Annotated in this window: 24 protein-coding genes and 1 riboswitch; of the genes, 9 read left to right on the plus strand and 15 right to left on the minus strand. The window is 72.9% G+C overall.

The annotated features are described in order from the left end of the window. The first annotated feature begins 44 nt into the window (after positions 1-44). On the plus strand, positions 45-1436 hold the full coding sequence (locus tag ACIOD1_RS08265) for a glutamate decarboxylase (protein ID WP_365617158.1): 1392 nt from the start codon (positions 45-47) through the stop codon (positions 1434-1436). A gap of 84 nt (positions 1437-1520) precedes the next feature. On the opposite strand, the gene ACIOD1_RS08270 is transcribed toward ACIOD1_RS08265, so the two are convergent. Both ACIOD1_RS08270 and ACIOD1_RS08275 read right to left on the minus strand, forming a co-directional pair. Then, the gene (locus ACIOD1_RS08270; protein WP_401901019.1) at positions 1521-3200 is read right to left on the minus strand and encodes a sigma-70 family RNA polymerase sigma factor; all 1680 of its coding nucleotides are present in this window, start codon (positions 3198-3200) and stop codon (positions 1521-1523) included. A gap of 118 nt (positions 3201-3318) precedes the next feature. After that, positions 3319-4101: an IclR family transcriptional regulator gene (locus ACIOD1_RS08275; protein ID WP_365617154.1), complete on the minus strand. Its 783-nt coding sequence runs from the start codon at positions 4099-4101 to the stop codon at positions 3319-3321. Between the two features lie 89 nt (positions 4102-4190). On the opposite strand from ACIOD1_RS08275, the gene ACIOD1_RS08280 reads away from it, so the two are divergent. Continuing rightward, a complete protein-coding gene (locus ACIOD1_RS08280) occupies positions 4191-4841 on the plus strand; it encodes a bifunctional 4-hydroxy-2-oxoglutarate aldolase/2-dehydro-3-deoxy-phosphogluconate aldolase (RefSeq protein ID WP_365617153.1) in 651 nt (216 codons plus the stop codon). A gap of 3 nt (positions 4842-4844) precedes the next feature. Next, positions 4845-5873 carry a PfkB family carbohydrate kinase gene (locus tag ACIOD1_RS08285; RefSeq protein WP_401901022.1) on the plus strand — a complete coding sequence of 343 codons (1029 nt, stop codon included), beginning with the start codon at positions 4845-4847 and terminating at the stop codon, positions 5871-5873. Here the strand turns inward: ACIOD1_RS08285 and ACIOD1_RS08290 are convergent. From ACIOD1_RS08290 to ACIOD1_RS08300, 3 genes are all read right to left on the minus strand, one after another. Then, positions 5846-6145: a hypothetical protein gene (locus ACIOD1_RS08290; RefSeq protein ID WP_401901024.1), complete on the minus strand. Its 300-nt coding sequence runs from the start codon at positions 6143-6145 to the stop codon at positions 5846-5848. The genes ACIOD1_RS08285 and ACIOD1_RS08290 overlap by 28 nt on opposite strands. A 241-nt stretch (positions 6146-6386) precedes the next feature. After that, positions 6387-7652, minus strand: coding sequence for a serpin family protein (locus ACIOD1_RS08295; RefSeq protein ID WP_401901025.1), 1266 nt, complete (start codon positions 7650-7652; stop codon positions 6387-6389). Between the two features lie 98 nt (positions 7653-7750). Then, positions 7751-9079: a glycoside hydrolase family 18 protein gene (locus ACIOD1_RS08300; RefSeq protein ID WP_401901027.1), complete on the minus strand. Its 1329-nt coding sequence runs from the start codon at positions 9077-9079 to the stop codon at positions 7751-7753. Positions 9080-9275: 196 nt separating this feature from the next. Here ACIOD1_RS08300 and ACIOD1_RS08305 point away from each other — a divergent pair, with 196 nt between their 5' ends. Then, positions 9276-10355, plus strand: a complete 1080-nt coding sequence (locus tag ACIOD1_RS08305) for a dihydrodipicolinate reductase (protein WP_365617143.1) — start codon at positions 9276-9278, stop codon at positions 10353-10355. Continuing rightward, the gene (locus ACIOD1_RS08310) at positions 10352-10831 is read left to right on the plus strand and encodes a carboxymuconolactone decarboxylase family protein (RefSeq protein WP_365617141.1); all 480 of its coding nucleotides are present in this window, start codon (positions 10352-10354) and stop codon (positions 10829-10831) included. Before ACIOD1_RS08305 ends, ACIOD1_RS08310 begins: the two co-directional genes overlap by 4 nt. A gap of 54 nt (positions 10832-10885) precedes the next feature. On the opposite strand, the gene ACIOD1_RS08315 is transcribed toward ACIOD1_RS08310, so the two are convergent. Further along, entirely contained in the window at positions 10886-12541 is a 1656-nt protein-coding gene (locus tag ACIOD1_RS08315; protein WP_365617139.1) for a GMC oxidoreductase, read from the minus strand. Between the two features lie 508 nt (positions 12542-13049). Continuing rightward, a riboswitch (cobalamin riboswitch) is annotated at positions 13050-13192 on the plus strand. Positions 13193-13227: 35 nt separating this feature from the next. On the opposite strand from ACIOD1_RS08315, the gene ACIOD1_RS08320 reads away from it, so the two are divergent. The 3 genes from ACIOD1_RS08320 to ACIOD1_RS08330 are packed head-to-tail and all read left to right on the plus strand — an operon-like array spanning position 13228 to position 16057. Continuing rightward, a complete protein-coding gene (locus tag ACIOD1_RS08320) occupies positions 13228-14226 on the plus strand; it encodes an ABC transporter substrate-binding protein (RefSeq protein ID WP_365617137.1) in 999 nt (332 codons plus the stop codon). Beyond that, positions 14223-15284, plus strand: a complete 1062-nt coding sequence (locus ACIOD1_RS08325) for an iron ABC transporter permease (RefSeq protein ID WP_365617135.1) — start codon at positions 14223-14225, stop codon at positions 15282-15284. The genes ACIOD1_RS08320 and ACIOD1_RS08325 overlap by 4 nt, the downstream gene beginning before the upstream one ends. Then, on the plus strand, positions 15281-16057 hold the full coding sequence (locus ACIOD1_RS08330) for an ABC transporter ATP-binding protein (protein WP_401901030.1): 777 nt from the start codon (positions 15281-15283) through the stop codon (positions 16055-16057). The genes ACIOD1_RS08325 and ACIOD1_RS08330 overlap by 4 nt, the downstream gene beginning before the upstream one ends. Before the next feature lie 70 nt (positions 16058-16127). Here ACIOD1_RS08330 and ACIOD1_RS08335 read toward each other — a convergent pair whose 3' ends face one another. The 5 genes from ACIOD1_RS08335 to ACIOD1_RS08355 form a co-directional block, all read right to left on the minus strand. Next, positions 16128-16556 carry a MarR family transcriptional regulator gene (locus ACIOD1_RS08335; RefSeq protein ID WP_365617131.1) on the minus strand — a complete coding sequence of 143 codons (429 nt, stop codon included), beginning with the start codon at positions 16554-16556 and terminating at the stop codon, positions 16128-16130. Continuing rightward, on the minus strand, positions 16556-17002 hold the full coding sequence (locus ACIOD1_RS08340; RefSeq protein ID WP_365617129.1) for an SRPBCC family protein: 447 nt from the start codon (positions 17000-17002) through the stop codon (positions 16556-16558). Before ACIOD1_RS08340 ends, ACIOD1_RS08335 begins: the two co-directional genes overlap by 1 nt. Positions 17003-17170: 168 nt before the next feature. Then, positions 17171-17551, minus strand: a complete 381-nt coding sequence (locus tag ACIOD1_RS08345; protein WP_401901032.1) for a VOC family protein — start codon at positions 17549-17551, stop codon at positions 17171-17173. Positions 17552-17708: 157 nt separating this feature from the next. Beyond that, the gene (locus ACIOD1_RS08350) at positions 17709-19346 is read right to left on the minus strand and encodes a N,N-dimethylformamidase beta subunit family domain-containing protein (protein WP_401901034.1); all 1638 of its coding nucleotides are present in this window, start codon (positions 19344-19346) and stop codon (positions 17709-17711) included. 283 nt (positions 19347-19629) lie between these two features. After that, positions 19630-19983 carry a hypothetical protein gene (locus tag ACIOD1_RS08355; RefSeq protein WP_365617125.1) on the minus strand — a complete coding sequence of 118 codons (354 nt, stop codon included), beginning with the start codon at positions 19981-19983 and terminating at the stop codon, positions 19630-19632. A gap of 184 nt (positions 19984-20167) precedes the next feature. Between ACIOD1_RS08355 and ACIOD1_RS08360 the strand changes: the two genes are divergently transcribed. Next, on the plus strand, positions 20168-21151 hold the full coding sequence (locus ACIOD1_RS08360; protein ID WP_401901036.1) for a hypothetical protein: 984 nt from the start codon (positions 20168-20170) through the stop codon (positions 21149-21151). Between the two features lie 49 nt (positions 21152-21200). On the opposite strand, the gene ACIOD1_RS08365 is transcribed toward ACIOD1_RS08360, so the two are convergent. From ACIOD1_RS08365 to ACIOD1_RS08380, 4 genes are all read right to left on the minus strand, one after another. After that, a complete protein-coding gene (locus ACIOD1_RS08365) occupies positions 21201-23594 on the minus strand; it encodes a polysaccharide lyase 8 family protein (protein ID WP_401901396.1) in 2394 nt (797 codons plus the stop codon). A 67-nt stretch (positions 23595-23661) separates the two neighbouring features. After that, positions 23662-24501: a sugar phosphate isomerase/epimerase family protein gene (locus tag ACIOD1_RS08370; protein ID WP_401901037.1), complete on the minus strand. Its 840-nt coding sequence runs from the start codon at positions 24499-24501 to the stop codon at positions 23662-23664. Continuing rightward, complete coding sequence (locus ACIOD1_RS08375; protein ID WP_365617119.1) at positions 24498-25673, minus strand: dihydrodipicolinate synthase family protein; 1176 nt, start codon at positions 25671-25673, stop codon at positions 24498-24500. The genes ACIOD1_RS08370 and ACIOD1_RS08375 overlap by 4 nt, the downstream gene beginning before the upstream one ends. After that, positions 25670-26794, minus strand: a complete 1125-nt coding sequence (locus ACIOD1_RS08380; RefSeq protein ID WP_401901398.1) for a Gfo/Idh/MocA family protein — start codon at positions 26792-26794, stop codon at positions 25670-25672. The genes ACIOD1_RS08375 and ACIOD1_RS08380 overlap by 4 nt, the downstream gene beginning before the upstream one ends. Positions 26795-26951 lie beyond the last annotated feature (157 nt).

A 26951-nucleotide genomic window follows, 5' to 3' on the forward strand; every position in this document is an offset into this window, starting at 1 on the left:
CACACCTCAGGCCTTACCGACCGCTATGTGTCTATAGTCCGGATATGGCTCTTCACAAGACGAAGGACGCGCACGCCGAGGACGCCGGCACGGACGTGTTCGCGTCCGCGCTGAGCGGCGAGATCCTCCCCAAGTACCGGATGCCCGACGACCACTCGCCCTCCGAGGTGGTCTATTCGCTGCTCCACAACGAACTCCTCCTCGACGGCAACGCCGCCCAGAACCTGGCCACCTTCTGCACCACCTGGTCGGACGACGGCGTGCACCGGCTGATGAACGAGTGCCTCGACAAGAACATGATCGACAAGGACGAGTACCCGCAGACCGCCGAGATCGAGGCCCGCTGCGTCAACATCCTCGCCGACCTCTGGAACGCCCCCCGGGGCACCGCCGGCACCGGCTGCTCCACCACCGGCTCAAGCGAGGCCGCCATGCTCGGCGGGCTCGCCCTCAAATGGCGCTGGCGCGAACGCCGCCGCGCCGAGGGCAAGTCCACCGACCGCCCCAACCTGGTCTGCGGCCCCGTGCAGGTCTGCTGGGAGAAGTTCGGCCGGTACTTCGACGTGGAACTGCGGCAGGTCCCCCTGGAGCCGGGCGCCACCGGACTGCGCCCCCACCAGCTCGCCGAGTACGTCGACGAGAACACCATCGGCGTCGTCGCCATCCTCGGCGTCACCTACACCTGCGACTACGAGCCCGTCGCCGAGATCGCCGCCGCCCTCGACCGGATCCAGGCCGAGCACGGCTGGGACATCCCGATCCACGTGGACGCGGCCAGCGGCGGCTTCGTCGCCCCCTTCCTCCACCCCGACGTGGTGTGGGACTTCCGCCTCGCCCGTGTGGCGTCCGTCAACACCTCCGGGCACAAGTACGGACTCGCGCCGCTCGGCGTCGGCTGGATCGTGTGGCGCACCGCCGACCTGCTCCCCGCCGACCTCGTCTTCGACGTGGACTACCTCGGCGGCGACATGCCGACCTTCGCCCTCAACTTCTCCCGCCCCGGCGGCGAGGTCATCGCCCAGTACTACCTGTTCCTGCGCTTGGGCCGCGGCGGCTACCGCCGGGTCCAACAGGCCTGCGCCGACACCGCCCAGTACCTGGCCGGGCAGATCGCCGACATGGGCCCCTTCACGCTCCTCTACGACGGCCAGGGGGCGCTCCCCGCCGTCTCCTACACCCTCGCCGACCCCGAAGGCGCCGGGTTCAGCCTCTACGACCTCTCCGACCGGCTGCGGATGCGCGGATGGCAGGTCCCCTCGTACCCGCTGCCCGCCGACCGCGACGACACGGTCATCCAACGCGTCCTGATCCGGCACGGGGTGACCCGCGACCAGATCGCCCTCCTCCTGGTCGACCTCCGTCAGGCCGTGGACCACCTCACCGCGCACCCGCCCACGGTCCCCGCCGACGAGTCCCGCTCCGGCTTCCACCACTGACGCCGGGGCCGCACCGGGGTCCCGCCGGGGTCCCACCGGGATCACGTCCGCGTCAGGTCCGGGTGAGGTCGGGTCAGGTGCGGTTCATCGTGCGCCGAAGTTCTGGGTCCACCACGGACCGCCCGAACCCGTGTGGATGCCCACGCCGATGTCCTTGAAGGAGCAGTTGAGGATGTTGGCCCGGTGGCCGGGGCTGTTCATCCACGAGTTCATGACCGATTCCGGGGTCTGCTGACCCTTCGCGATGTTCTCCCCGTACGTGGACCAGCGGTACCCGGCGGCCGTCGTGCGCGCGCCCGGGTCGGCGCCGTCGGGGTTGGTGTGCGCGAAGAAGTCCCGGGCGGCCATGTCGTCGGAGTGGCCCTGGGCGGCGGAGCGCAGCTGGGAGTCCTCCTTGACCGGTCCGCAGCCGGCCTTCGCGCGCTCGGAGTTGACCAGGGCCACCACCTGCGCGGCCGTGCCCTGCGGGGCCGGCGCCGGAGCGGGCGCGACGGGCCTGGGCGCCTTCGAGGTGCTGCGTGCGGGGGTGGGCTCGGCCCCACCGCTCTTGGACGGCGACGCGGAGGCGGACGTCGAGGGGGAGGGGGACGTCGAGGCCGACGCCGAGGGCGAGGCGGAAGCCGACGGGGAGGCCTGGGTGGAGGGGGAGCCCGAGCCGGTCGCGGAGAGGGCGGCCAGCGGGGAGGCGGTCGCGGCGCCGTCGGCCCGGGTGTCCGCGTCGCCGGGCCGCTGGACCAGGTAGACCATGCCGCCGCCCGCGACGCAGGCGGCGAGGACGGCGCCGCCGATGGCCCGGCGTCGGTTCTGGCGCCGCTTGCGCTGGGTGGCCCGGCCGGCCGCCGGGTCGATCCCGTCGGACCCGTGCCCCGACTCGCCCGCCTTGCGGCGCGCGGCCCGCCCGGGGCCCGCGACGGCGGGGGAGATCTGCGTCGCCGCGTCCGCGAAGGCGGCTCCCGCCGGGGTGGCCCCGAAGGACACGGCCGACCGTACGCCCGCCAGCAGGGCGGCGGTCACCGGGACCAGCGCCAGACCGGCCAGCAGCCCCTCCGCCGGGACCAGGCCGTTCCACAGGCCCGAGCAGCGCAGGCACTCGCGGGCGTGGCGGGCTATTCGCTTGCGCCACAGCGCGGAGGGCCGGCCGTCCCAGGTACCCGTCATCGCCCGCAGGCCGTCGCACAGCGGCCGGGACTCCAGTGCCCGCTCCACCACGCGCGCCGACTCCAGCTGAGCCTTCATCCGCTGGACGCGCACCGCCGTGTGCTGCGGGGTCAGCTCCAGGGCGGAGGCCATCTCGGCGCGGGTCAGCTCGCCGGCGCACTCCAGCCACCACAGCGACAGCAGGCCCCGGTCGTCGGGCTCCAGCCAACGGGTGGCCCGCGCGGTCTCGCGGCGTTGGCCCGAAAGGTGGAGGCGGACGACGGTCAGGTCGGCGAAGTCGGCCCCCGGATCGGCGACGTCGGCGGCCTCCTCCAGGGCGCTCTGCCCCGGGCCGGTGGTGCGGGCCTGCCAGTGCGCCCGTACGCGGTTCATGGTGATCGCCACCAGCCAGGACCGGAAGCTGTCGTCCGAGCGCAGCGTGCCGAGACCGTCCAAGGCCCTGAGCATGGTGTCCTGCACCACGTCGTCCACGTCGAAGGACCCGTTCAGGGCCCGGCCGACGATGTTGTAGACCAGCGGCAGGTGGGCGCTGACGAGCTCGTCCTGCGCGCGAGGATCGCCCGCGCGGGCCGCTGCCACCAGTGCTGCCGTGTGCTCTGTACTCATGTGAACTTCCCTGTCCGTACCGGCGGCCGATGATGCCCAACAACCGGGAGACCGTCGAGGGGGGACCCCGATAACACTTATCGCGGGAAGTTTTCCGCATTCCTTCTCCGTCGGCCCCTCAGAGCAGCGGGGCCAGCGACGATGCCGCCGCCAGGAGGGCGGGTGCGTACCCCTCGACCTCCTCGCGGGAGACCAGGAAGGTGACGGTCGTCACGGACACCCCGCCCACCGGACGCCCGTCGGGGCCGAGGACGGCCGCCCCGGCGCACCGGATCGTCAGCTCGTTCTCCTCGTCGTCCAAGGCGAAGCCCCGCGTTCGAACGGCCTCCAACTCGGCGGCGAGGGCGGGCGCGGTGGTGAGCGTCCGCGGGGTGCGGCGCGGCAGTCCGGTGGCGGCGACCAGCTCGCGGACCTCCGCCGGATCCAGGTGCGCCAGGACGGCCTTGCCGATCGCCGTCGAGTGCAGGGGCATGCGCATGCCGACGCGGGAGGCCGTCCGGAAGGGCTGGTCGCCCTCCAATTTGTGGATGTAGGTGATGGTTTCCCCGGTGTGGACGGCCAGGTGCACCGTCTGCCCCGTGGCCTCCTGGAGTTCGCGCAGGATGCTCTGGACGCTCGCCGGCTCGCCGGCGCCGACCAGGGCGGACAGGCCGCGCAGCCGGGGGCCGACGCCGTAGCGGCTCTCGCCCTCGGACCGCACGAAGCCCTGCTCGATCAGGGAGGCCAGGATCCGGAAGGTGCTCGACTTCGGCACGGCCGCCGCCGTCATGACGTCGGTGAGCCGGTGCGGGCCGCCGGGGGCGGCGACTGCCTCCAACACCCGCAACGACTTCTCCAGGGCGGAACCGGCCGCCGAGGTGCGCCCGCCGGGGCGGGGCGTGGGGGCGTCCCCTGTTGACACGTCGGCTCCCTGGCTGTGTATGGTCTGGACCACATTGGTTCCGGTACACGATACCTTGTTCCGCTACGTGGAACGGTTGGGGAGGGCGCATGTCCCGTCAGGCCTGTCATCCCTACGCGGTGATCGCCGCGCAACGCCTGCTGCCCGTGCTCCGCGACCCGGGCGCCGACGAGGCCGTCCGCCGCACCGAGGCCCTCCTCGCCGCCGGGTGCCGCGCGGTGGAACTGACCACCTCCACCCCCGACTGGGCCGGAGCGGTCGCCCGCACCGCCCCCCTGTCCGACGCCTCGGGCCGCACCGCCCTGATCGGAGTGGGCACCCTCACCACCGCCGCCCAGGCCGAGGAGGCCCTCGACGCCGGCGCGGCCTTCCTGATCTCCCCCTACCCGGCGCCCGAGGTCCGGGAGGTCGCCGCCCGGCGCGGGGCGGTGTTCGTCGAAGGCGGCTTCACCCCCGGGGAGATCGCCGCCGCCGCGGGCCGCGCGGGAGCCGCGAAGGTCTTCCCGGCGCACGTGGGCGGCCCCGCGTACGTCCGCTCCCTCAAGGCCGTGCTCCCCGAGGCGCTCCTCGTCCCGACCGGCGGCATCCGGCCCGGGGAGGTCCGTTCGTGGCTGGCCGCCGGGGCGAGCGCCGTCGGCATCGGCAACGGCCTGCCCGAGGACCCGGCCGAACTCGCCGCCGCCTTCGCGGACCTCGCCCTGCCGTGCTGCGCCGCCTGCGCCGCGGACGGGGGGCGCTGAACCGTGCCGAGCCCGAACGGCTACGACGTCCTCGTCCTCGGCGAGGTCCTGGTCGAGATCCACGCCGACGCCGCCCTCCACGAAGCCGCCGACGGAACCCCGGCCCGCCTCTCCTACTCCGGAGACGCCCTCAACGCGGCGGCGGCAGCGGCGGCCGCCGGAGCCCGCACCGCCCTGCTGGCCGTCGTCGGCGAGGACCGACTGAGCGTTCCGCTGCTGCGCCGCGCCGCCGACCTCGGCGTGGACGTCTCGCACGTCCGGCGCGCCCCCCGCCCCAACGGGGCCTACCTGCTCAGCGCCGACCCCGACGGCGACCGCTCGTTCGTCTACTGGCGCACGGGCAGCGCCGGCTCCACCCTCGCGCCGGCCCACGTGGAATCCTGGCGCGGACTGCTGAGCGCCGCCGGCGCGTTGATCACCAGCGGGATCACCGGCGCCCTCTCCGCGAGCAGCCGGGAGGCGGTCGTGGCGGCGGCCGCGATCGTCCACGGGGCCGGCGGGCACGTCTCGTACGACCCCAACTACCGCGCCGGGCTGACCGGTCCGGGCGAGGCCCGGGAACTGCTGGCCCGGATCGCCCCGTTGACCGGGCTGCTGAAGACCTCCTGCCCGGCCGACGCGCTCGCCCTGGTCGACACCGACGACCCGGAGACCGCCGCCGGGCGCTACCGGGCCCTGGGCGCCCGGGCCGTGGCCGTCACCGCCGGGCCCGGCCGGCTGCTGCTGCACGACGGGACGACCGTCTCCCACCACCCCGTGCCCGTCGACCCGGACCCCGTGGACGCGACCGGCGCGGGGGACTGCTTCACCGGCACCGCCACCGCCCGCCTCGCCCTGGGCGACCCCCTCGCGGACGCCGTGGCCCTCGGCACGGCGGCGGCGTCCCTGTCGGTGTCCGGCCGGGGCGGCACCGGACACGTGCCCGCCTTCGCGGAAACGGCGGCCCTGGCGGCGGCCCACCGAGGCCGCACCGCCGGCGCCCCCGGCGCATCACCGCCGGGTGGTCACGGCCGCAGGCGCGGCGCCCCGTAGGACGCCACCTCGGGACTCCCGAAGTGGAAGGGGACCCCGAACCGGTCGGCCAGGGCCCGGCCCACCCGGTCGGCGGCCGCCGCCGACGGGTGGGGGAGGGCGTACGGCCCCTCGCCGAGCAGGCGTACGGCCGCGCCCCGGTGGACCGTCGCCAACTCCCGCTCGCCCGGCGGGTCCTCGATGACGGCGAGAAGGATCACGAACCAGTCGTGGGTGGTGTCCCCGTCCCAGACGGCCTCGATGCCCACCACGCGGCCGGGCGCGCCCGCCACGAGGGCGTCCAGCGAGTCCGCGTCGAGGGGCTGTCGGGGGTCCGGGCGATCCGGTCGCCGTGGTGGACGGAGCGGGCGTGCACGACGCGTTCGGTGTCGTGGAGGCTCATGCCGCGAGCCCGGCAGACCTCCAGCAGTAGCCGGACCGCCCGCATCCGGGCGTCCTGGAGCACGTACCCGTCGACCTGCCCGCGAACACCGCCGGGCAACAGCCCCCACCACTCCTCCGAAGTGACCCCGCTCATGCGCCGACCACACCCTTCGCGCGGTCCCCGTGCGCGTTGGAGTCCGCGTGTTCCCCGTGCTCCTCACGCTCTTCGTAGGCGCACGGTTCGGTGACCCAGCCGGCCGCGAGGACCAGGCGGGAGGTGCGGTGGACGGCGAGGAAGCCGAAGGGGTGGTGGAAGGAGACCTCCGCGTGTCGGGCACGGTGGGGGAACCGGGGGAGCCCGCCCGCCGCCATGGCGATCGTGGTCACCGCCGCTGCCTCGAAGCCCCGCGCGTGGAAGCGCCCCACGGCCGACTGGGCGGCCGAGCCGACGAACACGGGCTCGCCGGCGATCCCGGAGATCCCGGGGAAGAGGTGGGAGGCTGGATCGCGGGCGCTCTCCAGACCGAACAACCGGGCCGAGTGCAGCAGATCGTGCTCCGCCCGGACCTCGAAGGCGGGGGTCTCGATGAGGAGCCGGGGCTCCCGGGTCGTGGCGGGCACGGTGGTGAGGGTCAGACCTGGTCCGGGTTCCCCGTCCGGCAGCCGGCTCGCGCCGATGGTGGCGCGGGCGCGGGTGACCGCCTCGATGCCGGTGGTGAGCACCTCGCCCGGTGCGGCCCCGGGGCCGCCCAGCACCAGGTGGACGTCCACCCCGGCGTCCCCGACGACCTCCAGCAGGGTGACGGTCCCGCTGTCGGCGCGGGCCACCCCGACCCGGTCGAGGAGGGCGGTGTCGCGGCGCAGCAGGAGCAGGATCCGACCGGCCCAGGGGCCGTCGTACACCTCGCCCGGCCATGCGTCGAAGGGGCGTATCCAGTTCAGCCGGAGAGAGAGGGCCGAGGCCAGGACGAGGGACGGGCCCCGCGCATCCTTCGGCAGGTCGACCGGCACACGGCCGATCTCACCGCCCGTCCGCTCGGCGGCCCAGCCGTCCAGCAGGGCCCGATCGGCCGCCGGGTCGTCGCCGCCGAGCGTGCCCCGGGCGCCTTCGGGGAGGGTGTCCAGCCATTCCCGCGCCGGGGTGGAGCCCGCCGTGCTCCAGAGGCCCGTCGCCGCCCGTAGGCCCCGTACGCCCTCCAACGCGGACAGCAGCTCCCGCGCCGCGGCCGGCGCCTCCTCGGCGGACAGGCCCAGAGCCCCGGCCAGTTCGGCGCGGGCCGCCCCCGCGGCGCCGCCGGCGAGGAGGCCCAGCAGCGGCCAGACCCCGGCGGCGGTGAAGACGGTGCCCCCGTCGGGGAGGGCGCCGGCCCAGCGCGAGGTGAGGGCGTTGACGGCCCTGACGGTGGAGTTCCTCATGGCGGGGAGGGTACGTGGTGGACGCCGCCGGGCCGGAACGGTTTTCCGCGGCCCGGCGGCGCCGGTCTCAGGGGCGTGCGGGCCGGGCCCGCACGCCGTCAGTGGCCGCTCAGGCCCCGGTCCACGGCGGCCGTCAGTTCGCCGTCGGAGGTGTCGGCGTCCAGGGACCAGAACATCGCCCCGCCCAGGCCCTGTTCGCGGACGTACCGGGCCTTGTTGCGCAGCACCTGCGGGTCGTCGTAGGTCCACAGGGTGGTGCCGTCGAACAGCCAGGCGTGGCCGCCGCGTTGGTCGCGGTGGACCTGGTACGCGCCGGAGGCGGCGAGCGTCTTCAGCTCCTTGTAGTCCGCGTAACCGGCGGCCCAGGCCGCGGGCGCCGGGCCCGTCGCCGGCTGCCCCAGGCCGTCGCCGCCGCCGCTGACCCCGGTCCAGCCCTGACCGTAGAACGGCATGCCCACGACCAGCTTGCGCGCGGGGGCCCCGCGCCGCTCCCAGGCCTTCACGGTGCCGTCCACGCTGAAGTCGTCGCGGGCGTACAGCGCGGACTGCTGGGCGGTGGTCTTCTCCCCGGACACGTGGAAGTCGTAGCCCTGGAGGTTCACGAAGTCGAAGGACCGCATGATCCGGCGGACGTCGAAGCCCGCGTCGATCTTGGCGGGGGCCGTCGGGACGAAGGCCGACAGCTCGAACTTCCGCCGCTGCTGGCGCCCGTACGCGTCGAGCTGGTTGCGGAACTCCTCCGTCAGCGCGGCGAAGTTGCGCTTGTCCTCCGGGCGGTACTTGGTGTCGCTGTCCCCGGCCGAGCCCGGCCACTCCCAGTCGAGGTCGATGCCGTCGAAGAGCCCGGCGGCCGCGCCGGCTCCGCCCCGGGCGCCGTCCTGCGGCAGGTTCCCCTTGATGTAGAGGTCGATGCAGGAGCGCACGAACTCCTTGCGGGAGGCGGGGGTCAGAGCGGCGTCCGAGAAGTGCGTGGACCAACTCCAGCCGCCCAGCGAGATCATCACCTTCAGCCCGGGGTGCTTGGCCTTGAGCTCGCGCAGCTGGTTGAAGTTGCCCGCGAGGGGCTGCTCGGCGGTGTCGGCGACCCCGTCCACCGAGTTCGCCGCGTCCAGCGGCCGCGCGTAGTCGGCCCAGGCGTCGGCCTCGCCCGGCATGTTCCCGGTGAAGCACTTGCCCTCGGCGCTGACGTTGCCGAAGGCGTAGTTGAGGTGGGTGAGCTTCGCGGCGGTCCCGTTCGCCTCCAGGTCCTGGACCTGGAAGTCACGCCCGTAGACGCCCCATTGGGTGAAGTAGCCGACCTTCTTGAACGAGCGGTCGTGGCTCCCCGCGCCGTCCTGGGGTCCGGCCGTCGCGGCGGGCGCGAAGGCGGTGAGGAGGGACAGGGAGCAGGCGGCGACGACCAGCCTGCCGAGGGTGCTGCGGCGCATGGGCTTCCTTTGCGGATGCGGGGAGTAGTGCTCCTGAGCCGTGCGTGAACGCGTGAGCCGTCCAACGGGAAACTATTGGTCTGGACCATCTGGGTCAAGGGGGTGTCCACCTCGGCTTCCTCCCGTTCGTCGGGCCGTCCGAAATTCATCGTTCATGCCTCTGGGCACCTCTACGCCCCGTCGTTACCCTCCGCGCATGATTCCCACGGTGGTCTGGGGCACGGGCAACGTCGGCCGCGCGGCGATCCGCGCCGTCGACGCCCACCCGGCGCTCGCACTCACGGCAGTGATCGTCCACGATCCCGGAAAGGTCGGCCGCGACGCGGGCGAACTGGCCGGACTCGCCCACTCCTTGGGGGTGGCGGCGACCGACGACATCGAGGCGGTGCTCGCCGCCCGCCCGGCCGCCGTCGTCTACGCGGCCTCCGGCGACGTCCGCCCGGACGACGCCCTCGCCGACCTCGCCCGCGCGATCAGATGCGGGGCGGTCGTCGTCAGCCCGGCCCTCTACCCCCTCTATGACCACCGCAACGCGCCGCCCGAGTTCCGCGACCCGATCGTGGCGGCCGTCGAGGAGGGCGGCGGCTCGCTCTTCGCCTCCGGGGTCGACCCGGGATGGGGCAACGACGTGCTTCCGCTGCTGCTCAGCGGACTGGGCACCAGGGTGGACGTGATCCGCTGCCAGGAGATCTTCGACTACTCCACCTACGACCAGCCCGACTCCGTCCGCTACCTCGTGGGCATGGGCCAACCCATGGACTTCGAGCCCATGATGCTCATGCCCTCGGTCCCGACGATGGTGTGGGGCGGCCAGATCCGGATGATGGCCCGCGCCCTCGGCGTCGAACTCGACGAGATACGCGAGACCTCGGACCGGCGGGCCCTGGACGCCACCGTCACCACGCCCACCATGGGCGAGTTCGAGGCGGGCACGCAGGGCGCCATCCGCTTCGAGGTCCAGGGGATCGTCGAGGGCGAGCCCCGCATCGTCATCGAACACGTCACCCGCATCCACCCCTCCTGCGCCCCCGACTGGCCCACCCCGCCCGACGGGGCCGGAGCCCACCGCGTGGTCATCGAGGGCCGCCCCCGCATCGAGGTCACCATCGAGTGCACCGACGAGGGCGACAACCGCTCGGCCGGCGGCAACGCCACCGCCGTCGGCCGCCTCGTCGGCGCCATCGACTGGCTGGTGGCCGCCGAACCGGGCCTCTACGACGCGCTCGACATCCCGCTGCGTCCCGCAGTCGGCAAACTCGGAAGGAAGCAGTCATGAGAATCGACGTCCCCGAAGGCCAGCACCCGATCGAGTACGTCTGGGGCGACCTCGTCCCCGGCATCGGGATGGCCGCGGCCAACTTCTCCCTGTCGGTGTACGCCCACACCACGCTCGGGCTCCGCGAGTTCGAGGCGGCCCGGCTGCGCATCGCGCAGATCAACGGATGCGTCTTCTGCCTGGACTGGCGGACGGACCGGGACGGCGAGAAGGTCGAGGACGAGTTCCCCGACGCGGTCACCGAGTGGCGGACCACCAAGGCCTTCGACGACCGCACCCGGCTCGCCGCCGAGTACGCGGAGCGGTACGCCCTGGACCACCACAACCTCGACGAGGAGTTCTGGGAGCGGATGACCGCGCACTACACCCAGGTGGAGATCGTGGAGCTGAGCATGAGCATCGGCTCCTGGCTGGCCTTCGGCCGGCTGAACCACGTACTGGGCCTCGACAGCGTCTGTGTACTGCCGGGGAGCTGACGGATGGTCCGGGGCCGTTCGGTGAGTCCGGCCGGCCCCGGCATCCGGTCATCGTCAGAGGTCGGTGGCGATGATCTTCTCGATGTTGCGCTCGGCGAGCGCGGTGATCGTCACGAACGGGTTGACGCTGGTGTTGCCGGGGATCAGCGCACCGTCGATCACGTACAGGCCCGGGTGCCCGTGCAGGCGACCGTAGTTGTCCGTCGCCTTGTTGAGCACGGCGCCACCGAGCGGGTGGTAGGTCAGGTGGTCGCCCCAGATCTTGTTGAGCCCGAAGAGGTCGCTCCGGTAGATCGTCCCCTCCTTCGAATTGATCTTGTCGAAGATGGTCTTGGCCATGTCGATCGACGGCTGCTTCCAGGCCGTCTGCCAGTTGAGTTCGGCCTTGCCCGCGGCGGCGTTCCAGGTGAACTCGGCACGGTTCGGGTTCTTGGTGATGGACAGGTAGAAGGACGCGTAGGTCTCGATGCCCGTGGGCAGCGGGGCGACCTCGGCGAAGGCGCCGCCCGCGTCCCAGTTGTCGATGCCGCCGCAGGGGATGGAGGCCTGGACCTTGCCGGTCGCGTCCCACATGTGGTTGGCGCGACCGCACATGACGTTGCCGTTGTCGCCCCACCCCTTGCCGATCTCGCCGTTGAGGTGGGGCAGCGCGCCGGTGGCCTTCAGCTTGACCAGGAGCTTGCTCGTGCCGACGCTGCCGGCGGCGAAGAACACCTTGTCGGCGCTGACGGTCTTGGTGGCGACGACGCCGCCGGTGGTGTCGAGCTGCTCGATGACGACCGTGTAGCCGCCACCGCCCGAGGGGGAGACGGTGGTGACCCGGTGCAGGGGGGAGATGCTGACCTTGCCCGTGGCCTTGGCGGCCGCGATGTAGGTCTTCTGGAGGGACTTCTTGCCGGCGTTGTTCCCGTAGAGGATCTCGCCGTCCACGGCCGACTTGGGGACGGTGCCGGCCACCTCCTGCTTCATGTAGTCCCAGTCGTACACGTCCGGTACGAAGACGAACGGGAAGCCGGAGCGCTGGGCGTGCTTGCGGCCGACCCGGGCGAACTGGTAACAGTCCACCGTCTCGAACCAGTTGGGGTCGATCAGGCCGACGCCGAGACCGGCGTTGGCGCGCGGGTAGTAGGTGTTGTACATCTCGTCGGCGTCGACCGACGGGAGGATGGCGGCGAAGTTCTGCCGCTTCGGCGTGACGGCCATGCCGCCGTTGACCAGCGAGCCGCCGCCGACGCCGCGGCCCTGGTAGACGATGATCCCGCCCATCTCCTCGGCGTCCAGGATGCCCGTGTACTTGGGGACGTCCTTGTCGATGGGGAAGCCGAGGAAGTTGCTGAGCGGGGCCTTGGTCCTGGTGCGCAGCCAGTAGGAACGGTAGTCGGGCTTCGTGGTGTTGGCGAAGATCTTGCCGTCGCTGCCCGGGGTGTCCCAGGCCATCCCCATCTCGATCATGTGGACGTCGACCCCGGCCTGGGCCATGCGGAGCGCGGCGACGGAGCCGCCGTAGCCGGTGCCGATGACGAGGGCCCGGACGTGGGCGCCGTTGTCGATGGGGGCGGTCGGGGCGGCCGCCGCCATGGCGGAATTCGCTTGGGCCGGAGTGGTGTTGACCGTCAGGGCCATGGCCCCAAGAATGGAACCGGTTCCAGCAAGAAATCCGCGTCGGGAGACACCCTTGGATACCTTGCTGTGCAGGGATTTGTCACTCATGTGATCTTCCTCACTCTCCGATGGAGTGGAACAAGTTCTACTGTCGAGCGTCAGCTAAGTCACTACATACGACGAGGTAACTTCCGGCTGATTCCGCCTCCTGGGGCCCTGGTTCCTCCTGCGCCCCTGGCGCTCTCGGCGGGTGCGGGTGCGGGTGCCGGTGCCGGTGCGGGAGCGCTGCCTGCTTCCGGCCGGGCCCGGACGCACGTCCGCCCCACCGGGCGCTGTCCCCTGGCGGAGCCGAGGGGGCCGGTGGGGCGGGATCGTACGGCTGCAGCCCTGCAGCACCCCCGCAAGTCAGGGAACTGCTCGCGGATGATGGGCCCACGCTAGGCCCCGCCACTGACAGCGGGCCCGGCGCGCGGGCGCGACGACCGGCGGGTCGCAGGCGATTCTCTCCGCCGAGGTCTCGCCGTCGCGGACCGCGGCCGTCGGCACGGCCCCGCGCCGCGCACCGGCCCCGCGCCGCGCACCGGCCCCGTGAGCGGCGCGCTTCCCGGTGTGCGCGTCTGGCAGACTTGGCCGGGTTGTCCCGGGCGGCGCAGGACAGGAAACCGGTGTGAATCCGGTGCGGTCCCGCCACTGTGACCGGAGGTACCCGCCCGCGCGGGGCCCCGGGAGTCAGACACTGACGCGCCGCCTCTCCACTTCGACCGGGGACGAGGATCCCCCGGAGAGGCCTCGCCATGTCGCGTTCCCGCGCACCCCTGAGCTCGTTCCTGCCCCTCGCTCCCCTCGCGCTCCTGATACCGCTGGTCGCGTGCGGCGGCCCGTCCGGAGCCGGGAGGGCCACCGCCGACGGGCGGGCCGCGCCCGGGTTCCCGTACACCGTCACCAACTGCGGGGTCAGCAGCACCTATCAGGCGCCGCCCGAGCGCGCCGTCACCATGAACCAGCACGCCACCGAGGTCATGCTCGCCCTCGGGCTCCAGGACCGGATGGCCGGCACGGCCTACCTCGACGACTCCGTACTGCCCGCCTACCGCCCCGCCTACGACAAGATCAAGGTGCTGGCCGAGGAGTACCCCTCCAAGGAGGTGCTCCTCGCGGCCGACCCCGACTTCGTGTACGGCGGTTACGCCAGCGCCTTCGACAAGGCTCAGGGCCGCGACCGCGCGGGGCTGACCGCCTCCGGGATCGACTCCCGGCTGAGCGTGGAGTACTGCACCTCCGGCCCGGTGGGCCTCGAACAGCTGAAGACCGAGATCACCGAGGTCGCCCGGACCTTCGGGGTGCCCGAGCGCGGAGAGGCGCTCATCGCGGACGAACAACGCCGTGTCGACGCCGTCACCGCCCGGGTGAAGGACGAGGCCAAGCCGACCGTCTTCGTCTACGACTCCGGCGAGGCCTCCGCCTTCACCTCCGGCGGCAAGGGCATCGGCGACCGGATCGTCTCCCTGGCCGGGGGGACGAACGTCTTCGCCGACCTCCAGGACACCTTCGGTGACGTGTCGTGGGAGAAGGTCATCGAGCGCAAGCCCGAGGTCGTCCTCATCTACGACTACGGCGGCACCACCGTCGAGGCGAAGAAGCAGCGCCTGTTGAACGACCCGGCCCTGGCCGAGGTTCCCGCCGTGAAGAACCGCCGGTTCGTCGTGCTCCCGCTCTCCTCGGCCGTCCTCGGCGTACGCGTCGCCGAGGCCGTCGAGTCCCTGGGCCGGCAACTGCACCCCGACGCCGCGTGAGGCGGCCGAACACCGTCGCGGTCCTCGTCCTCCTCGCCGTCGCCCTCGCCGCCTCGGCCGTGGCGGGCCTGGCCCTGGGACCCGTACGCATCGCACCGGGCCGGGTGGTCGACATCCTGCTCGCCGGACGCGGGGCGAAGGGCGGGGCGTTCGCCTCCATCGTCTGGGACGTACGGATGCCGCGCGTGCTCCTCGGCGCGGTCGTCGGCGCCGGACTCGCGGTCGCCGGAGCCGTGCTCCAGGCCCTCGTGCGCAACCGGCTCGCCGACCCCTTCCTGCTCGGGGCCTCCTCCGGAGCCTCGGCCGGGGCAGTGCTGGTCATCGTGTTCGGGGCCGGGGCGGGCGTGGCCGCCGGGTCGGCCACGGGAGCGGCCGGGATCGCGGCCGCCGTGGGCGTGCCGCTCGCCGCCTTCGTCGGTTCCCTGGCGGCGCTCCTCGCCGTGTACGCGCTGGCCCGGCGCGGTGGCACCATGACCACCGGGCGCCTCGTTCTGGCCGGCGTCGCCGTGCAGTACGTCCTGTCCGCTCTGACCAGCCTCGTGCTGGTGCTCTCCGCGCACCCCGACCAGGTCCGCTCCGTGCTGTTCTGGACCCTGGGCGGCCTCGGAGGGGCCCGCTGGGACGAACTCGTCCTGCCCGCAGCCGCGCTGTCGGTCGGCACCGCCCTGCTGATCGCCCTCGCCCGCCCCTTGGACCTGCTGCTCGCGGGGGAGGAGGGGGCCCGGACCCTCGGCCTGGACACCGGCCGGTTCAGGGCCGCCGTCTTCGTCCTCACCTCCCTCGTGATCGGGGTGCTGGTCGCGTACAGCGGGGCCATCGGCTTCGTGGGGCTGATGGTTCCGCACGCCGCCCGGATGGTGGTGGGCGCCGGACACCGGGCCCTGCTGCCGGTCGCCGCGCTGGGCGGCGCCGTGTTCCTGACCCTGGCCGACCTGGTCGCCCGTACGGCGGCGGCCCCCGAGGAGATACCGGTCGGCGTGGTCACCGCGCTGGTCGGGGGGCCGTGCTTCCTGTGGATGCTGCGCAGGTCCACCCGTACCGAGGGGGTCGTCGGATGACGGGCCGCCCGCTGGAACTCACCCTCGACGCCGTGCGTTACGAGGTGGACGGGCACACCCTCCTCCACGGGATCGACCTCACCGCCCGCCCCGGTGAGACGGTCGGCGTGGTCGGGCCGAACGGCAGCGGCAAGACCACCCTGCTCCGCTGCGTGTACGGGGCGCTGCGGCCCGTCTGGGGATCGATCCGGTTCGACGGGACCGACGCGGGCTCGCTCGCCGTCAAGGAACGCGCCCGACGGGTGGCGGTCGTCCCCCAGGACGCCTCCGGCACCTTCGGGCTGACCGTCCGCGAGGTCGTCGCCATGGGCCGCAGCCCCCACAAGCGGTTCTGGGAACAGGACGGCCCCGATGACGCGCTGCGGGTCGCCTCCGCCCTGGAGACCGTGGGAGCGGGAGCCTTCGCGGCACGCCCCTTCGACGAGTTGTCCGGCGGCGAACGGCAGCGCGCGCTGGTCGCCCGCGCCCTGGTCCAGGAGCCGGGCCTGCTCGCCCTGGACGAGCCGACCAATCACCTCGACATCCGCTACCAGCTGGAGGTCCTGGGCCTGGTCCGCAGGCTCCCCGCGACGGCCCTGCTCGTCCTGCACGACCTCAACCTCGCCGCGTCCTTCTGCGACCGGCTGTACGTCCTGGCCGCCGGTCGGGTCGTGGCGGCCGGCACGCCGGGCGAGGTCCTGACGGAGGAACTGCTCGGAGAGGTCTACGGGGTACGCGCCCACGTGCGGGACCACCCGATCACGGGCGCGCCGAACATCGTCTACGTGCCGTAGGCCGGCTGGTGGCTTTGGCCCTGGCCTTCGCCCTCGCCCTGGCCCTGCCGGAGCGGCGGTGCCGGGTGGGTCAGGCCTCCGGTCGGGCGAGCCGCTTGAGCAGGGGGAGCGCATCGTCGAGGGGGACGACCCGGAAGAACTCCGCGTCGGCCCGTTCCACGGCGGCGATCGCCCGGGGGGCCAGTTCGGCGCCGGCCTCGGTGACCCGGAGCCGCTTGGCCCGGGTGTCGGCCGGATCCACCTCACGCACGACCAGGCCCTTCTGCTCCAGCGCGCGCAGCACCTGCGAGGTCATCTTGACGTCGGTGCCGGCCTGCCGGGCGAGCGCCAGCTGGTTGGGGTGCTCACCCCGGCCGTTGAGCCACCAGGCACAGGCGAGCAGCACGAACTGCACGTGGGTCAGACCGAGCGGCGTCAGCGCCGTAACCATCTCGCGCTGCCAGCGCAGCGTGGCGTGCCACAGCAGGAACCCGGGGCTCTCTCCGGGGCTGAGGGGCATCAGCGCCCCGCCGGCCGCGCGGGCGCGGGCGTGCGCACGGCGCGCTCCACCAGGGCCGCCATGGTCTCCGGCCAGTCCGCCGTGATGGCCGGGCCGATCTCGGGGCCGGCCTGGTCCGATCCGGGACCGGAGATCTCCATCCGGTAGGTCACCCGTACCCGGCCCTCGCCGGCCGGGTCGATCCGGTGGGCGGTGCGCACGACGAGTCCCGCGAAGAGGGCTTCGTCGACGAACAGTTCCTCCTCCAGGGCCTCGGCGACGCGCAGCAGGATCGGGTCGTCACCGGGCGGGGTCATCGTGATCCGGGCGCCCGTGGCGAAGGGGCCGTCGATCTCGATCTTCTCGATGCCGGCGTTCCAGTCGGCCCAGTGCGCCACGTCGGCCCAGAGTGCCCAGATCGCCCGGGGGGTGGCGGTGGTCTCGATGCCGTGCTCGTACGTCCACATGCGCGTTCTCCTCGACTGCGATCCCGAACCGGATCCCGATCCTGTGTGCACAGACTATCTGTGCACAGACTATCTGTCCACGGCGCGCCCGGAGGGACCCGGAAGAATGGGGAAGGGGCCCGTGACGCGTTGCGCGCCGGGGCCCCTCGGTGTGGCCGGATCGGCCGTCTAGCCGCCGTACGGGCGGGTGATGATCTCCATCGCGTGACCCGCCGGGTCGATGAAGTAGACGCCCCGACCGCCGTCGTTGTGGTTGATCTCGCCCGGGTGCTGGGCGTGCGGGTCGGCGAAGTAGCGGACCCCCGCCGACCGGATCTTCTCGAAGGCGGCGTCGAACTCCTCCTCCGAGACGAGGAAGGCGTAGTGCTGCACGGTGATGGACCCGGCCGGGACGGTCGCGAAGTCGAGGGTCACCCCGTTGCTCGTGGACACGGGAATGAAGGGGCCCCATTCGGGACCGACTTCGAGAGCCAGGATGTGCGCCAGGAATTCGGCGGACTCCCGGTTGTCACGGGAGTGGACGATCGTGTGGTTCAACTGGACCGACATGGGTGAATGCCTCCGAAAGGCACGTCACGGCACCTCCATGCCTCACCCGGTCGGTGACCGACACGCGATGCCGTGAGCGCGATCCTAGACAGCCCTACCGGGTGAAGTCCACCCATAGCGGTGGCGGCTCCTGGGTGCGGGCCGCCGTCGGTCACGGTCACGCGCCCCCGCCGTACACCGCCGTCACGTTGTCCCGAGCGGGATGGGTCCGCCCGGCCGGCCCCGCCGCGAACACCCGGAGCAGGTTCTCCGTCACCCGGGTGGTGAACGCACCGCAGCGCGCGTCCAGGCCGTGGTTGCCTCCGCCGCGACCGTCGCCCGTGGCGTCGAGGGACTCCACCCAACGCATGGTGCCGGTCGCGAACACCCCCGCTCCGCTCGACGTGGTGTAGTACGCGGTGTCCTGATGGCTGGGCCGCCCCTCGCAGACCACCGGAGAGTGGGCCAGGATCTCGATCGGGCGCGGTGGCGGGAACCCGGCGTCCACCTTGTCGTACTCCACGCCGACGAGGTGGGCGAAGCTGTCGCCCGCCTTCACGCCGGTCCCCTCGAACAGCCAGTGGCCCGGGTTCGTCACCACGTACGGGGCGTCCACCGGATACCCGTCGTAGATCACGCCCAGCAGCGAACTCTCCGGATCGGCGGCGGGCGGGGAGCGGAAGTCGTTCGTCGCCGGATGGCCCCGCCCGAAGCCGGGGTCCTGGGCGTAGGAGGTCTTGTAGCAGACCACCGTGCGGTCCGGCCCGAGCTCCGAGGGCTCCCACCGGATGCGCCGGTAGCAGCAGTTCGCGCCCAACACCGCGATGTTGGTTCCCGCGTCCCGCGCCGCCGTGAGGTGCGCGCGCTGTTCCGGCGACCAGTACTCGTCGTGGCCCGGGGAAAGTACCGCCGTCGCCCCCTCCAGCAGCCGCTTCTCCCGCGCCACGTCGCTGGTCGTGGCGTAGGCCAGGGGGACGCCCATACGCTCGGCGAGCGCGAGCAGCGGGGCCTCGTAGACGAGGAACAGGCCCGCCCCGTCGTCGTACTCGTAGGGCCGGTCGAAGGTCACCGCCAGCGAGCGCGAGGCGTAACCGCCGCTCGGTCCGTCGTAACTTCCGTAACCGCCCCATCGGTTGTACGCCTGCCAGGTCGCGACGGCGTTGACGAGCACCGTGCGTCCGGCGGTCGTCGCCGAGCGGACGGTGATCGGGACGAAGCGCCCGCCCTCGCCGCCCTGCGCGTCGAGCCTCAGCAGGTAGCAGCCCTCCGGCCAACCCTTCGTGTCGACGGAGGCGCTGCGGGCCCAGCGGGTACGCACCGTCCTGGTGGCGGCGTCCACCGTGTGCTCGGGCCGGCGTACGCCCGGCAATGCCTCGGACCGCCACACCAGGCGGGCGCGGGCCCCGCCGTACCAGCCCATCCGGTAGGCGGACACGGTGAAACGCGGCGCCGTGGTCGACACGTGCAGCCCGAAGGACTCGCCCGGCAGCACGCTGACCTTGTCCGCGAACCCCTCGACGGCCCGGGCCGGTCCGGCCTTCGTCACGCGCCAGTCGGCGTTACCGGGGCGGGCGTTCTCGACGCGGACGTCGAACCCCGCTCCGGCGGAGGGCGGGGGAGAGCCGGTCGAGCCGGGCTTCCCGGGCTTGCCTGAAGTGGCGCCCCCCTTCGAGGGGGTGTCACCGGCCGAGCCCCCGCCCTGCGCGCATCCGGCCACGGCGCCGATGCCGGCGACCGTGGCCGCGCCGGTCGCGAGGGCGAGAAAATGGCGCCTGCCCGCGCCGTCGGCATCCCCGGGTATGTGCTGCTGATCCATACGGGGCACGCTATGTCACACCTTTGGCCCCGCCCCGACCGCCCTGGACGCCGGAGCCGCCCCGCTGCTCCATCCGGGATGGGCGACCGTGGTGGCATCCTGACGAAGCGGGAGAAGCCGTGAGGACGAGGACCGCGCCCCCTCGACTACAGCGTCTGGTGCAGGTGTTGGGGCTCGGTCGTGAGCAGACCCACGCCGCCCAGTCGGCCGGGTGGGTGGTCGCCCCGCAGACGCAGCAGCCCGCCGCCCCTCGGCCGGACGCCGCACGTCCAAGGTCGATCCGTCAGCGGAACTCGTGGACGAGCTCGATGTCGCCGACGATGTGGGCGTTGAACGCGTCGAGTTCCTCCGCCGGAACCCACAGCTCCAGGATCGTCCTGCCGCCGGCTTGCCGCACCGGGTAGCGGAGCAGGAACTCCGAGTCCACCTCGAAGCGCGTGACGAACCCGACCCCCGAGTGCTTCACGTTCCAGTCCCGCGCGATCATCACCGCGTACTCCTCGTTGAGGACGGGGTAGAAGATCGGCTGGTCGGGCAGGCGGGGCGGCCAGGCGCGCCAGTTCGAGGCGCGGACGAGGTCCAGTTCCTCGGGACCCGTCGGGCGCCAGAGGGTCGTCGTCGCTCGTGGGCTCTGCACGGAACCGCTCTCTCGGTGTCACGCCATGTCGCATCCTGCGAAACGGCTGGTCGGGGGAGTGGACGATACCGGCAGGGCCGCTCGGCGACCACCGGGTTCCTGTGTGCCCGGTGGGACGGGCGGGTTCCGCGCTTAGGCTGCCGGCTTGAGAGGTGCCCGCCAACATGCCTTGGAGGAAACGAAGATGACGTACGAGGAAGTCGCCGGGTCTCGGGGAGTCGGCGAGTCCACTCCGTCCACCAGCTCCGCCCGATCCACGGGGACCACCGGGGCGGGCGACGGAACACACGGCCTCGGCACGGTCCGGCAACTGTGGCAGTACCTCGAACCCGTCCACGCGATCCTCTACTACGCGCCGGAGTGCTACGAGGAGGCGGCCGGGCTCGGCCACGCCACCGACGAACGCTGGCCCATGTACTTCGCCTTCCGGGCCGCCCCCCTCGGGACGGTGCCCGCGCCACTCGTCACCGCCCTGTTCTACTCCTTCGCCCCGCCCATGGTGGAGCGGTACGTGGCCGCGGGCGCCGGCGGCGCCTCGACCGCCGACACCCTCGCGGCGCGGGCCGTCGCTGTGGACCGGGCCTTGCGCTCCCTGCTGGGCGAGCGCACCGGTTCCCCGGACCTCGCCGCTGCCGCGGAGCTGGCCCGCCGGGCTGCCGAGACGGCTGTCACGGCCGGACGCCCCATGGCGGCGGCCAACGCGGCGCTGCCCTGGCCCGAGGAGCCGCACGCCGTCCTCTGGCACGCGGCCACCATCCTGCGCGAGCACCGGGGCGACGGCCACATCGCGGCCCTCAAGGCCCACCACCTCGACCCCGTCGAGTCGCTGGTTCTGCACTCCGGAGCGGGCGCCGCCCCCGCCGAGGTGTTCGAGAGCCGCCAATGGTCCCCCGAGCAGTGGAGCGCCGCCCGCGCCCGACTCGTAGCCCGAGGCCTGTTGACCGAGGGGGCCATCGCCACCGCCACCGAAGCCGGACTCGCCGTGCGCACCTCCGTCGAGCGCCTCACCGACGAACTCGCCGCCGCCCCCTGGGCCGCGCTGAGCCCCCAGGAGGTGAGCCGTCTCCCCGAACTCCTCCTCCCGCCCCTCCTCGACATCGTCGGCACCGGCCTGCTCCCCGCCCAGAGCACCCTCGGCATCGGCATGACCTACGACTACGGGAACTGAGCCCGCCCCGCCCCCGCCCCCGCCCCGCTCCCTCTCCGCACGACCGCACTCACCCCAGCCGCACCACCACCTCCTGGCCCGACCCCGCGGCCGTGGTGAGGTCCCCGAACCGGAGGCGGAGGCGCGCTCCGGCCTCCGCCGAGACCACACTCGGCGGTCGGGACACCACCGCGGCCACCGGCCGGTTCCACACCACGGTCAACGCCCCCAGGGTCCGGCCCGGATCCGCCACCCACACCGAGGCGGTACCGTCGGCCCGCTCCCGGACGGTGACCGAACAGGGACCATCGGCCTCCAGCGGGCCGACGGCGCCGGCCTGCCAGAAGTTCACGCCGGTGAACCCCAGCGAGCGCACGGCCAGGCCCTGCGCCGCCTCCGTGTTCGCCAGGACGCTCCACCAGCCCGGGGCCGCCGCGCGGGCCGAGGTCTGTGCGGCGGTGGCCCCGGGGAGGATCTGGCAGGCGTAGCCGGCGCCCACCGGATCCGTGCCGTGGTCGAACCAGAGGGTGACGTAGCGTCGGGTGAGCGCCGTCGTCGCCCCGTCCCGGTTCACCTCGCTCCACCGGCCCGTACGCGTCTCCCGCAGAGCCCTGAAGGAACCCGGGCCGTGCAGGACGTAGCCGCCGAAGCCCGCCAGATGGGCCCAGCCGGGTGCCGCGAACCGTGCCGACCAGCCCGGTGTCGAGGGCTGGGTCGCGCCATTGACGATCAGGTCGTGGGTGCCCGTCGCGCCCAGATTGCGGTTGTCGACGACCGACTCCACCGCGACGCCGTCCGAGGCGCGGATCCCCGCCCCCAGACAGATGACGGTGTCCGCCAGGAAGAACCAGGACTTGCGTGCCTCCAGGGTGCTTCCGAGGCCCCGCAGGTGTTGGCCCACCGAGGCGAACTCGCCGTCCGTCGTCCCGCCGACCCACACCGCGTCCGGCCGTGAGGCGCCCCAGTCTCCGCCCGCGCCGTCGGCCAGGGCCTTGCGGGCCACGGTGGTGCCCGGCAGCCGGTACGGGTCGACGGTCGGCCAGAAGGCGTCCGCGTACTGCCCGTTGCCGTAGGTGGAACCCCACCAGGACAGCATTCCGCTGCCCGTGTGCCAGCCGTGGGTGTTCTCGCCGTTGCCCGTCTCGTAGTGGGCGATGCGGCGGGAGGCGAGGGAGAGCGAGGCCGCCCAGGTCGGACGTCGGTGCGTGGCCCGGTCCATCGAGGGGAACAGCCGGTGTCCGACCGGTTCGGGCACCGCGACGACCGAGGAGTCGGCGTCGAGGGCCGCCATCCGGGCGAGCGCCGACAGGGGGAGCGACCGGTCGGCCATCGGACGGCTGTAGTAGTCGCGCGCCGACCATCCCTTCACCAGCCCCCGCCACCGGTTCCGGTCGCCGGGAGCCGCGCCCTCCGCGAGCAGCAGGATCGCGGCCAGCACGGCGTGCCCCCGGGTGTGGTCGTCCTGCTGGACCTGCCGGGCGTCCGCGGCGGCGATCCCCCGGCTGACGGCCCGACCCGACACCGCGTCCATGACCAGGCCGTTGAACAGGAAGGGCGCCCACGCCCGCTCCACGGCATCGAATACGATCCGCGCCCCGGGATCGGTGACCTCCCAGGTCGTTCCCCTGAGCAGGCCGAACAGCAGGCCGAGCCCGCCCAACAGCACCGCCCCGTACGTTCCGGTGTACGGCACCCAGGTGTGCTGGACGAAGGAGCCGTCCCGGTAGAGCCCGTCACCGGAGGTGACGTAGGGGAAGACCGGCGCGAGCGCGTCCCGGGCCAGAGCGATCTTCGCGGGATCCGCCCCGACCACACCGCGCAGGGCCAACACCCGGCACAGGTCCACCCTGTTCGCGCCGGTACTCGTCCCGCTGTAGGAGGCCACCGCGGAATCCGGCACGAAGTGGTCCACCGCCGCGCAGAAGTCGGCCCGCCGCTCTGCCGACAGCTCCGCGTACAACAACACGCACAGGTCCAACAGGGCCTGCGGTGCGCCGATCTGCCAGCAGTACCAGTTGCCGTACCGGACCTGACCCGCGTGGTAGGCCCGCGCGTGCAGGTGGTCCAGCCCCGTCAGCAGCGCCGCCAGCAGCGAGGCGTCCCCGGTGAGCCCCGTCCCGGGCCGTACGTAGGCCTCGGCCATCGCCCGCAGCCGGTAGAAGCTCTGCATCAACTTCTCGGGATCCGTGGCGAACCCGAGGTCCGGCCAGAGGGACTCGGGCGTCGGCGCCATCGAACCGACCCAGCGCGCCGCCTCCTCGCCCGAAGCCGCCAGCCGGGTACGGAACGGCTCGGCCGAGGCCGAGAACCCGTCCCCCAGGAACAGGCGACGCCAGACCGCGCGCATCCCCTCGTAGGCATCGGCCCCGGGTTCGGCCGCCGCCGGTCCGGCGGCCGCGCCGAACAGCAGCGCACCCCCGCCCGCGGCCGAGAGGAAAGCGCGCCTGCTCCACCCGTACGGCATTTCGCGTGTCATCGCATGCTCCTTGTCCGATCGGTCCGAATCCGGCCTGCCGTCTCCCGGCCCCGTCTCACCCGACGTGTGCGCGGAAGCGGTCGATCACCTCCCCGAGCACCTCGGCGCCGTCCCTGGCCCACAGCCCCGGATGGAAGATCTCCACCTCGACCGGTCCGCGGTAACCGGCCGCGTCGGCCAGTTCCCGGAAGGCCCGCAGGTCCACACAGCCGTCACCGAGCTGGCCCCGGCCCAGCAGGACGCCCTCGGGCAAGGGGGTGACCCAGTCCGCGACCTGGACGGAGACGATCCGCCCGGCCGCCCCGGCCCGCATCAGGTCGACGGCCAGTCGCTCGTCCCACCACAGGTGGTAGGAGTCGGCGACGATCCCGACGTGCTCGGCGGGGAACCGCTCTGCGATGTCCAAGGCCTGGCCCAGGGTCGACACCACACAGCGGTCCGCCGCGAACATCGGATGCAACGGCTCGATGCCCAGCCGAACCCCGTGCGCGGCGGCCCACGGCACCAGTTCCTCCAGGACGCCGACGATCCGTTCCCTGGCCCGCACCAGGTCCCGATCCCCCTCGGGGAGCCCGCCGGAGACCAGGACCAGGGTGTCCGCGCCCAACTCGGCGGCCTCCTCGACGGCTCGCCGGTTGTCCTCCAAGGCGGCAGCCCGCCCCGTCGGATCGGCGGCGGTGAAGAATCCGCCCCGGCACAGGGAGCTGACCCGCAGCCCGGCGCCGGCGACCAACTTCGCCGCCGCCCGGACCCCGAACCGCCGTACCGGCTCCCGCCACAGGCCGACCGCGCCCACCCCTGCCGCCGTGCACCCGGCCACCAGCTCGGGCAGCGACCACTGGTGCACGGTCTCCTGGTTCAGGCTGAACCGCTCCGGAGCCGGCTGCCGGCTCATGAGGTCACCCCGTACACCGACAGGAGTCGACGCATCCGGTCCGCGGCCAGCTCCGGGTCGGGGAACAGCCCGAGCAGGTCGGCCCGTTCGTAGGCGGTCGCCAGGTGCGGGAGCGAGCGGGCCGACTGGAACCCGCCCAGCATCGTGAAATGCCCCTGGTACCCCGCCAGCCAGGCCAACAGGACCACTCCCGTCTTGTAGTGCCGCGTGGGCGGCGCGAACAGATGCCGGGACAGGGCGACCGTCGGGTCCAACAGGCGCCGGAACTCCCCGGGATCGTCCCGGTCGAGCGCCTGGGCCGCACGCGCGGCGATCGGCGCGATGGGGTCGAGGATCCCGAGCAGCGCGTCACTGGACAGTTCGCCGTCGCCCGCGATCAGTTCCGGGTAGTGGTAGTCGTCGCCCGTGTAGCAGCGCACGCCCGCCGGCAGCTGCCGTCTCAGCTCCCTCTCCCGGTCGGCGTCCAACAGCGACACCTTGATCCCGTCCACCTTGTCCGGATGCTCCGAGACGACCTTCAACAACACCCGCGTGGCCAGATCGAGGTCCTCGTGGCCCCAATATCCGGCCAGCTCGGGATCGAACATCGGCCCCAGCCAGTGCAGGACGACCGGCCGGGCGCTCTGTCGCAGCAGCTCCCCGTACACGCTCAGGTAGTCCTCGGGTCCACGGGCCGTCGCCGCCAGTGCCCGGGACGCCATGAGGACGACCCCGGCCCCGCAGGCCTCGACGTGTGCCACCTGCTCCTCGTACGCCGCGGCGACGGCGGCCAGGGGGACGGGCCGCCCCCCGGACAACTGGTCGGTGCCCGCTCCGCAGACGAGCCGACCACCCACCGACCGGGCCTCGGCCGCGGAGCGGCGGATCAGCTCCGCCGCCGTCGGCCAGTCCAGCCCCATCCCGCGCTGGGCGGTGTCCATGGCCTCCGCGACCCCGAAACCCTGCGCCCACAACCGGTGCCGGAAGCCCAGGGTGGCTTCCCAGTCGACCGTCCCGCCGGCCCCCTCCCGCTCCTCACCGGCCGGGCCCGCGAGCGGGTCGGCGACGACGTGCGCGGCCGCGTACAGGACCCGGCTGCGGGCCGGTCCGCAGCCGAACGGGGGGAGCGGATCGGTGGACGGGCGGTACAGGCGCAGCCCGCCGTCCGCGGAGGGGAGCCGGATCCCGGTCACAGTGCCACCTCCGGCACCGACAGTCGGCGGCCCTCCGCCGAGGAGCGCAGTCCCAGCTCGGCCAGCTGCACCCCGCGCGCACCCGAGAGGAGGTCCCACTGCCAGGGTTCGTCGCGCACGACGTGGCGCAGGAACAGCTCCCACTGGGCCTTGAAGCCGTTGTCCGTCGGAGCGTTGTCCGGGACCTCCTGCCACTGGGACCGGAAGGACTCGCCCTGCGGCAGGTCCGGGTTCCACACCGGCTTCGGTGTTCCGGCGCGGTGCTGGATCCGGCAGCCGCGCAACCCGGCCACCGCCGACCCGTGCGTGCCGTCCACGTGGAACTCGACCAGCTCGTCGCGGTGCACGCGGACCGCCCAAGAGGAGTTGATCTGCGCGACCGCGCCGCCCTCCAACTCGAAGATGCCGTAGGCGGCGTCGTCCGCCGTGGCCGAGTAGGGCTTGCCCTCCTCGTCCCACCGCGTCCCGATGTGCGTCCGGGTGAGCGCCTGCACCGTGCGGACCCGACCGAACAGCTCGTGCAGCAGGTACTCCCAATGCGGGAACATGTCGGCGACGATGCCCCCGCCGTCCTCGGACCGGTAGTTCCACGAGGGGCGCTGGGCCGATTGCCAGTCCCCCTCGAACACCCAATAGCCGAACTCGCCCCGCACGGACAGCACCTCGCCGAAGAACCCGCCCTCGATCAGCCGGCGCAACTTCAGCAGTCCCGGCAGGAACAGCTTGTCCTGCACGACCCCGTGCTTGACCCCGGCCGCCGCGGCCTCCCTGGCCAACTCCAACGAGGAGGCGAAGGAAAGGGCGGTCGGCTTCTCGCAGTACACGTGCTTGCCGGCGGCCACGGCGCTGCGCACCGCCGCCTCCCTCGCGCCGGTCACCTGGGCATCGAAGTAGATCTCGACCTCGGGGTCGGCCAGGACGGCCGCCAGGTCGGTGCTGACGTGTTCCAGACCGTGGCGTTCGGCGATGGCCCGCAGGGCCGTCTCCCGCCTCCCGACCAGCACGGGTTCCGGCCACAGCACCGTGCCGTCGCCGAGGTCCAGCCCGCCCTGCTCGCGCAGGGCCAGCAGGGACCGGACCAGATGCTGCCGGTACCCCATGCGTCCGGTCACGCCGTTCATCGCGATCTTGATCGTCCTGCGTTCCACGGTGTTTCCTCCTCCGTCCTCGTTCGTCCTCGTGCCTCGTTCATTGCCGTGCCGTGCGGGAAGGGGCTCGATAGAAAGCGCTTTCCACGCGTCCAGGCTAGGACCGGCCGACCCTCCAACACAACACTCG

It is taken from the genome of Streptomyces sp. NPDC088097 (genome assembly GCF_044741845.1).
GTDB lineage: Bacteria > Actinomycetota > Actinomycetes > Streptomycetales > Streptomycetaceae > Streptomyces.

Bases quoted from the DNA above. Each gene is read 5' to 3' on its own strand.
- ACIOD1_RS08265 (WP_365617158.1), top strand. From the start codon at position 45: ATGGCTCTTCACAAGACGAAGGACGCGCACGCCGAGGACGCCGGCACG.
- ACIOD1_RS08270 (WP_401901019.1), bottom strand. From the start codon at position 3,200: ATGAGTACAGAGCACACGGCAGCACTGGTGGCAGCGGCCCGCGCGGGC.
- ACIOD1_RS08280 (WP_365617153.1), top strand. From the start codon at position 4,191: ATGTCCCGTCAGGCCTGTCATCCCTACGCGGTGATCGCCGCGCAACGC.
- ACIOD1_RS08295 (WP_401901025.1), bottom strand. From the start codon at position 7,652: ATGAGGAACTCCACCGTCAGGGCCGTCAACGCCCTCACCTCGCGCTGG.
- ACIOD1_RS08300 (WP_401901027.1), bottom strand. From the start codon at position 9,079: ATGCGCCGCAGCACCCTCGGCAGGCTGGTCGTCGCCGCCTGCTCCCTG.
- ACIOD1_RS08305 (WP_365617143.1), top strand. From the start codon at position 9,276: ATGATTCCCACGGTGGTCTGGGGCACGGGCAACGTCGGCCGCGCGGCG.
- ACIOD1_RS08310 (WP_365617141.1), top strand. From the start codon at position 10,352: ATGAGAATCGACGTCCCCGAAGGCCAGCACCCGATCGAGTACGTCTGG.
- ACIOD1_RS08315 (WP_365617139.1), bottom strand. From the start codon at position 12,541: ATGAGTGACAAATCCCTGCACAGCAAGGTATCCAAGGGTGTCTCCCGA.
- ACIOD1_RS08320 (WP_365617137.1), top strand. From the start codon at position 13,228: ATGTCGCGTTCCCGCGCACCCCTGAGCTCGTTCCTGCCCCTCGCTCCC.
- ACIOD1_RS08330 (WP_401901030.1), top strand. From the start codon at position 15,281: ATGACGGGCCGCCCGCTGGAACTCACCCTCGACGCCGTGCGTTACGAG.
- ACIOD1_RS08335 (WP_365617131.1), bottom strand. From the start codon at position 16,556: ATGCCCCTCAGCCCCGGAGAGAGCCCCGGGTTCCTGCTGTGGCACGCC.
- ACIOD1_RS08340 (WP_365617129.1), bottom strand. From the start codon at position 17,002: ATGTGGACGTACGAGCACGGCATCGAGACCACCGCCACCCCCCGGGCG.
- ACIOD1_RS08345 (WP_401901032.1), bottom strand. From the start codon at position 17,551: ATGTCGGTCCAGTTGAACCACACGATCGTCCACTCCCGTGACAACCGG.
- ACIOD1_RS08350 (WP_401901034.1), bottom strand. From the start codon at position 19,346: ATGGATCAGCAGCACATACCCGGGGATGCCGACGGCGCGGGCAGGCGC.
- ACIOD1_RS08360 (WP_401901036.1), top strand. From the start codon at position 20,168: ATGACGTACGAGGAAGTCGCCGGGTCTCGGGGAGTCGGCGAGTCCACT.
- ACIOD1_RS08365 (WP_401901396.1), bottom strand. From the start codon at position 23,594: ATGCCGTACGGGTGGAGCAGGCGCGCTTTCCTCTCGGCCGCGGGCGGG.
- ACIOD1_RS08370 (WP_401901037.1), bottom strand. From the start codon at position 24,501: ATGAGCCGGCAGCCGGCTCCGGAGCGGTTCAGCCTGAACCAGGAGACC.
- ACIOD1_RS08380 (WP_401901398.1), bottom strand. From the start codon at position 26,794: ATGAACGGCGTGACCGGACGCATGGGGTACCGGCAGCATCTGGTCCGG.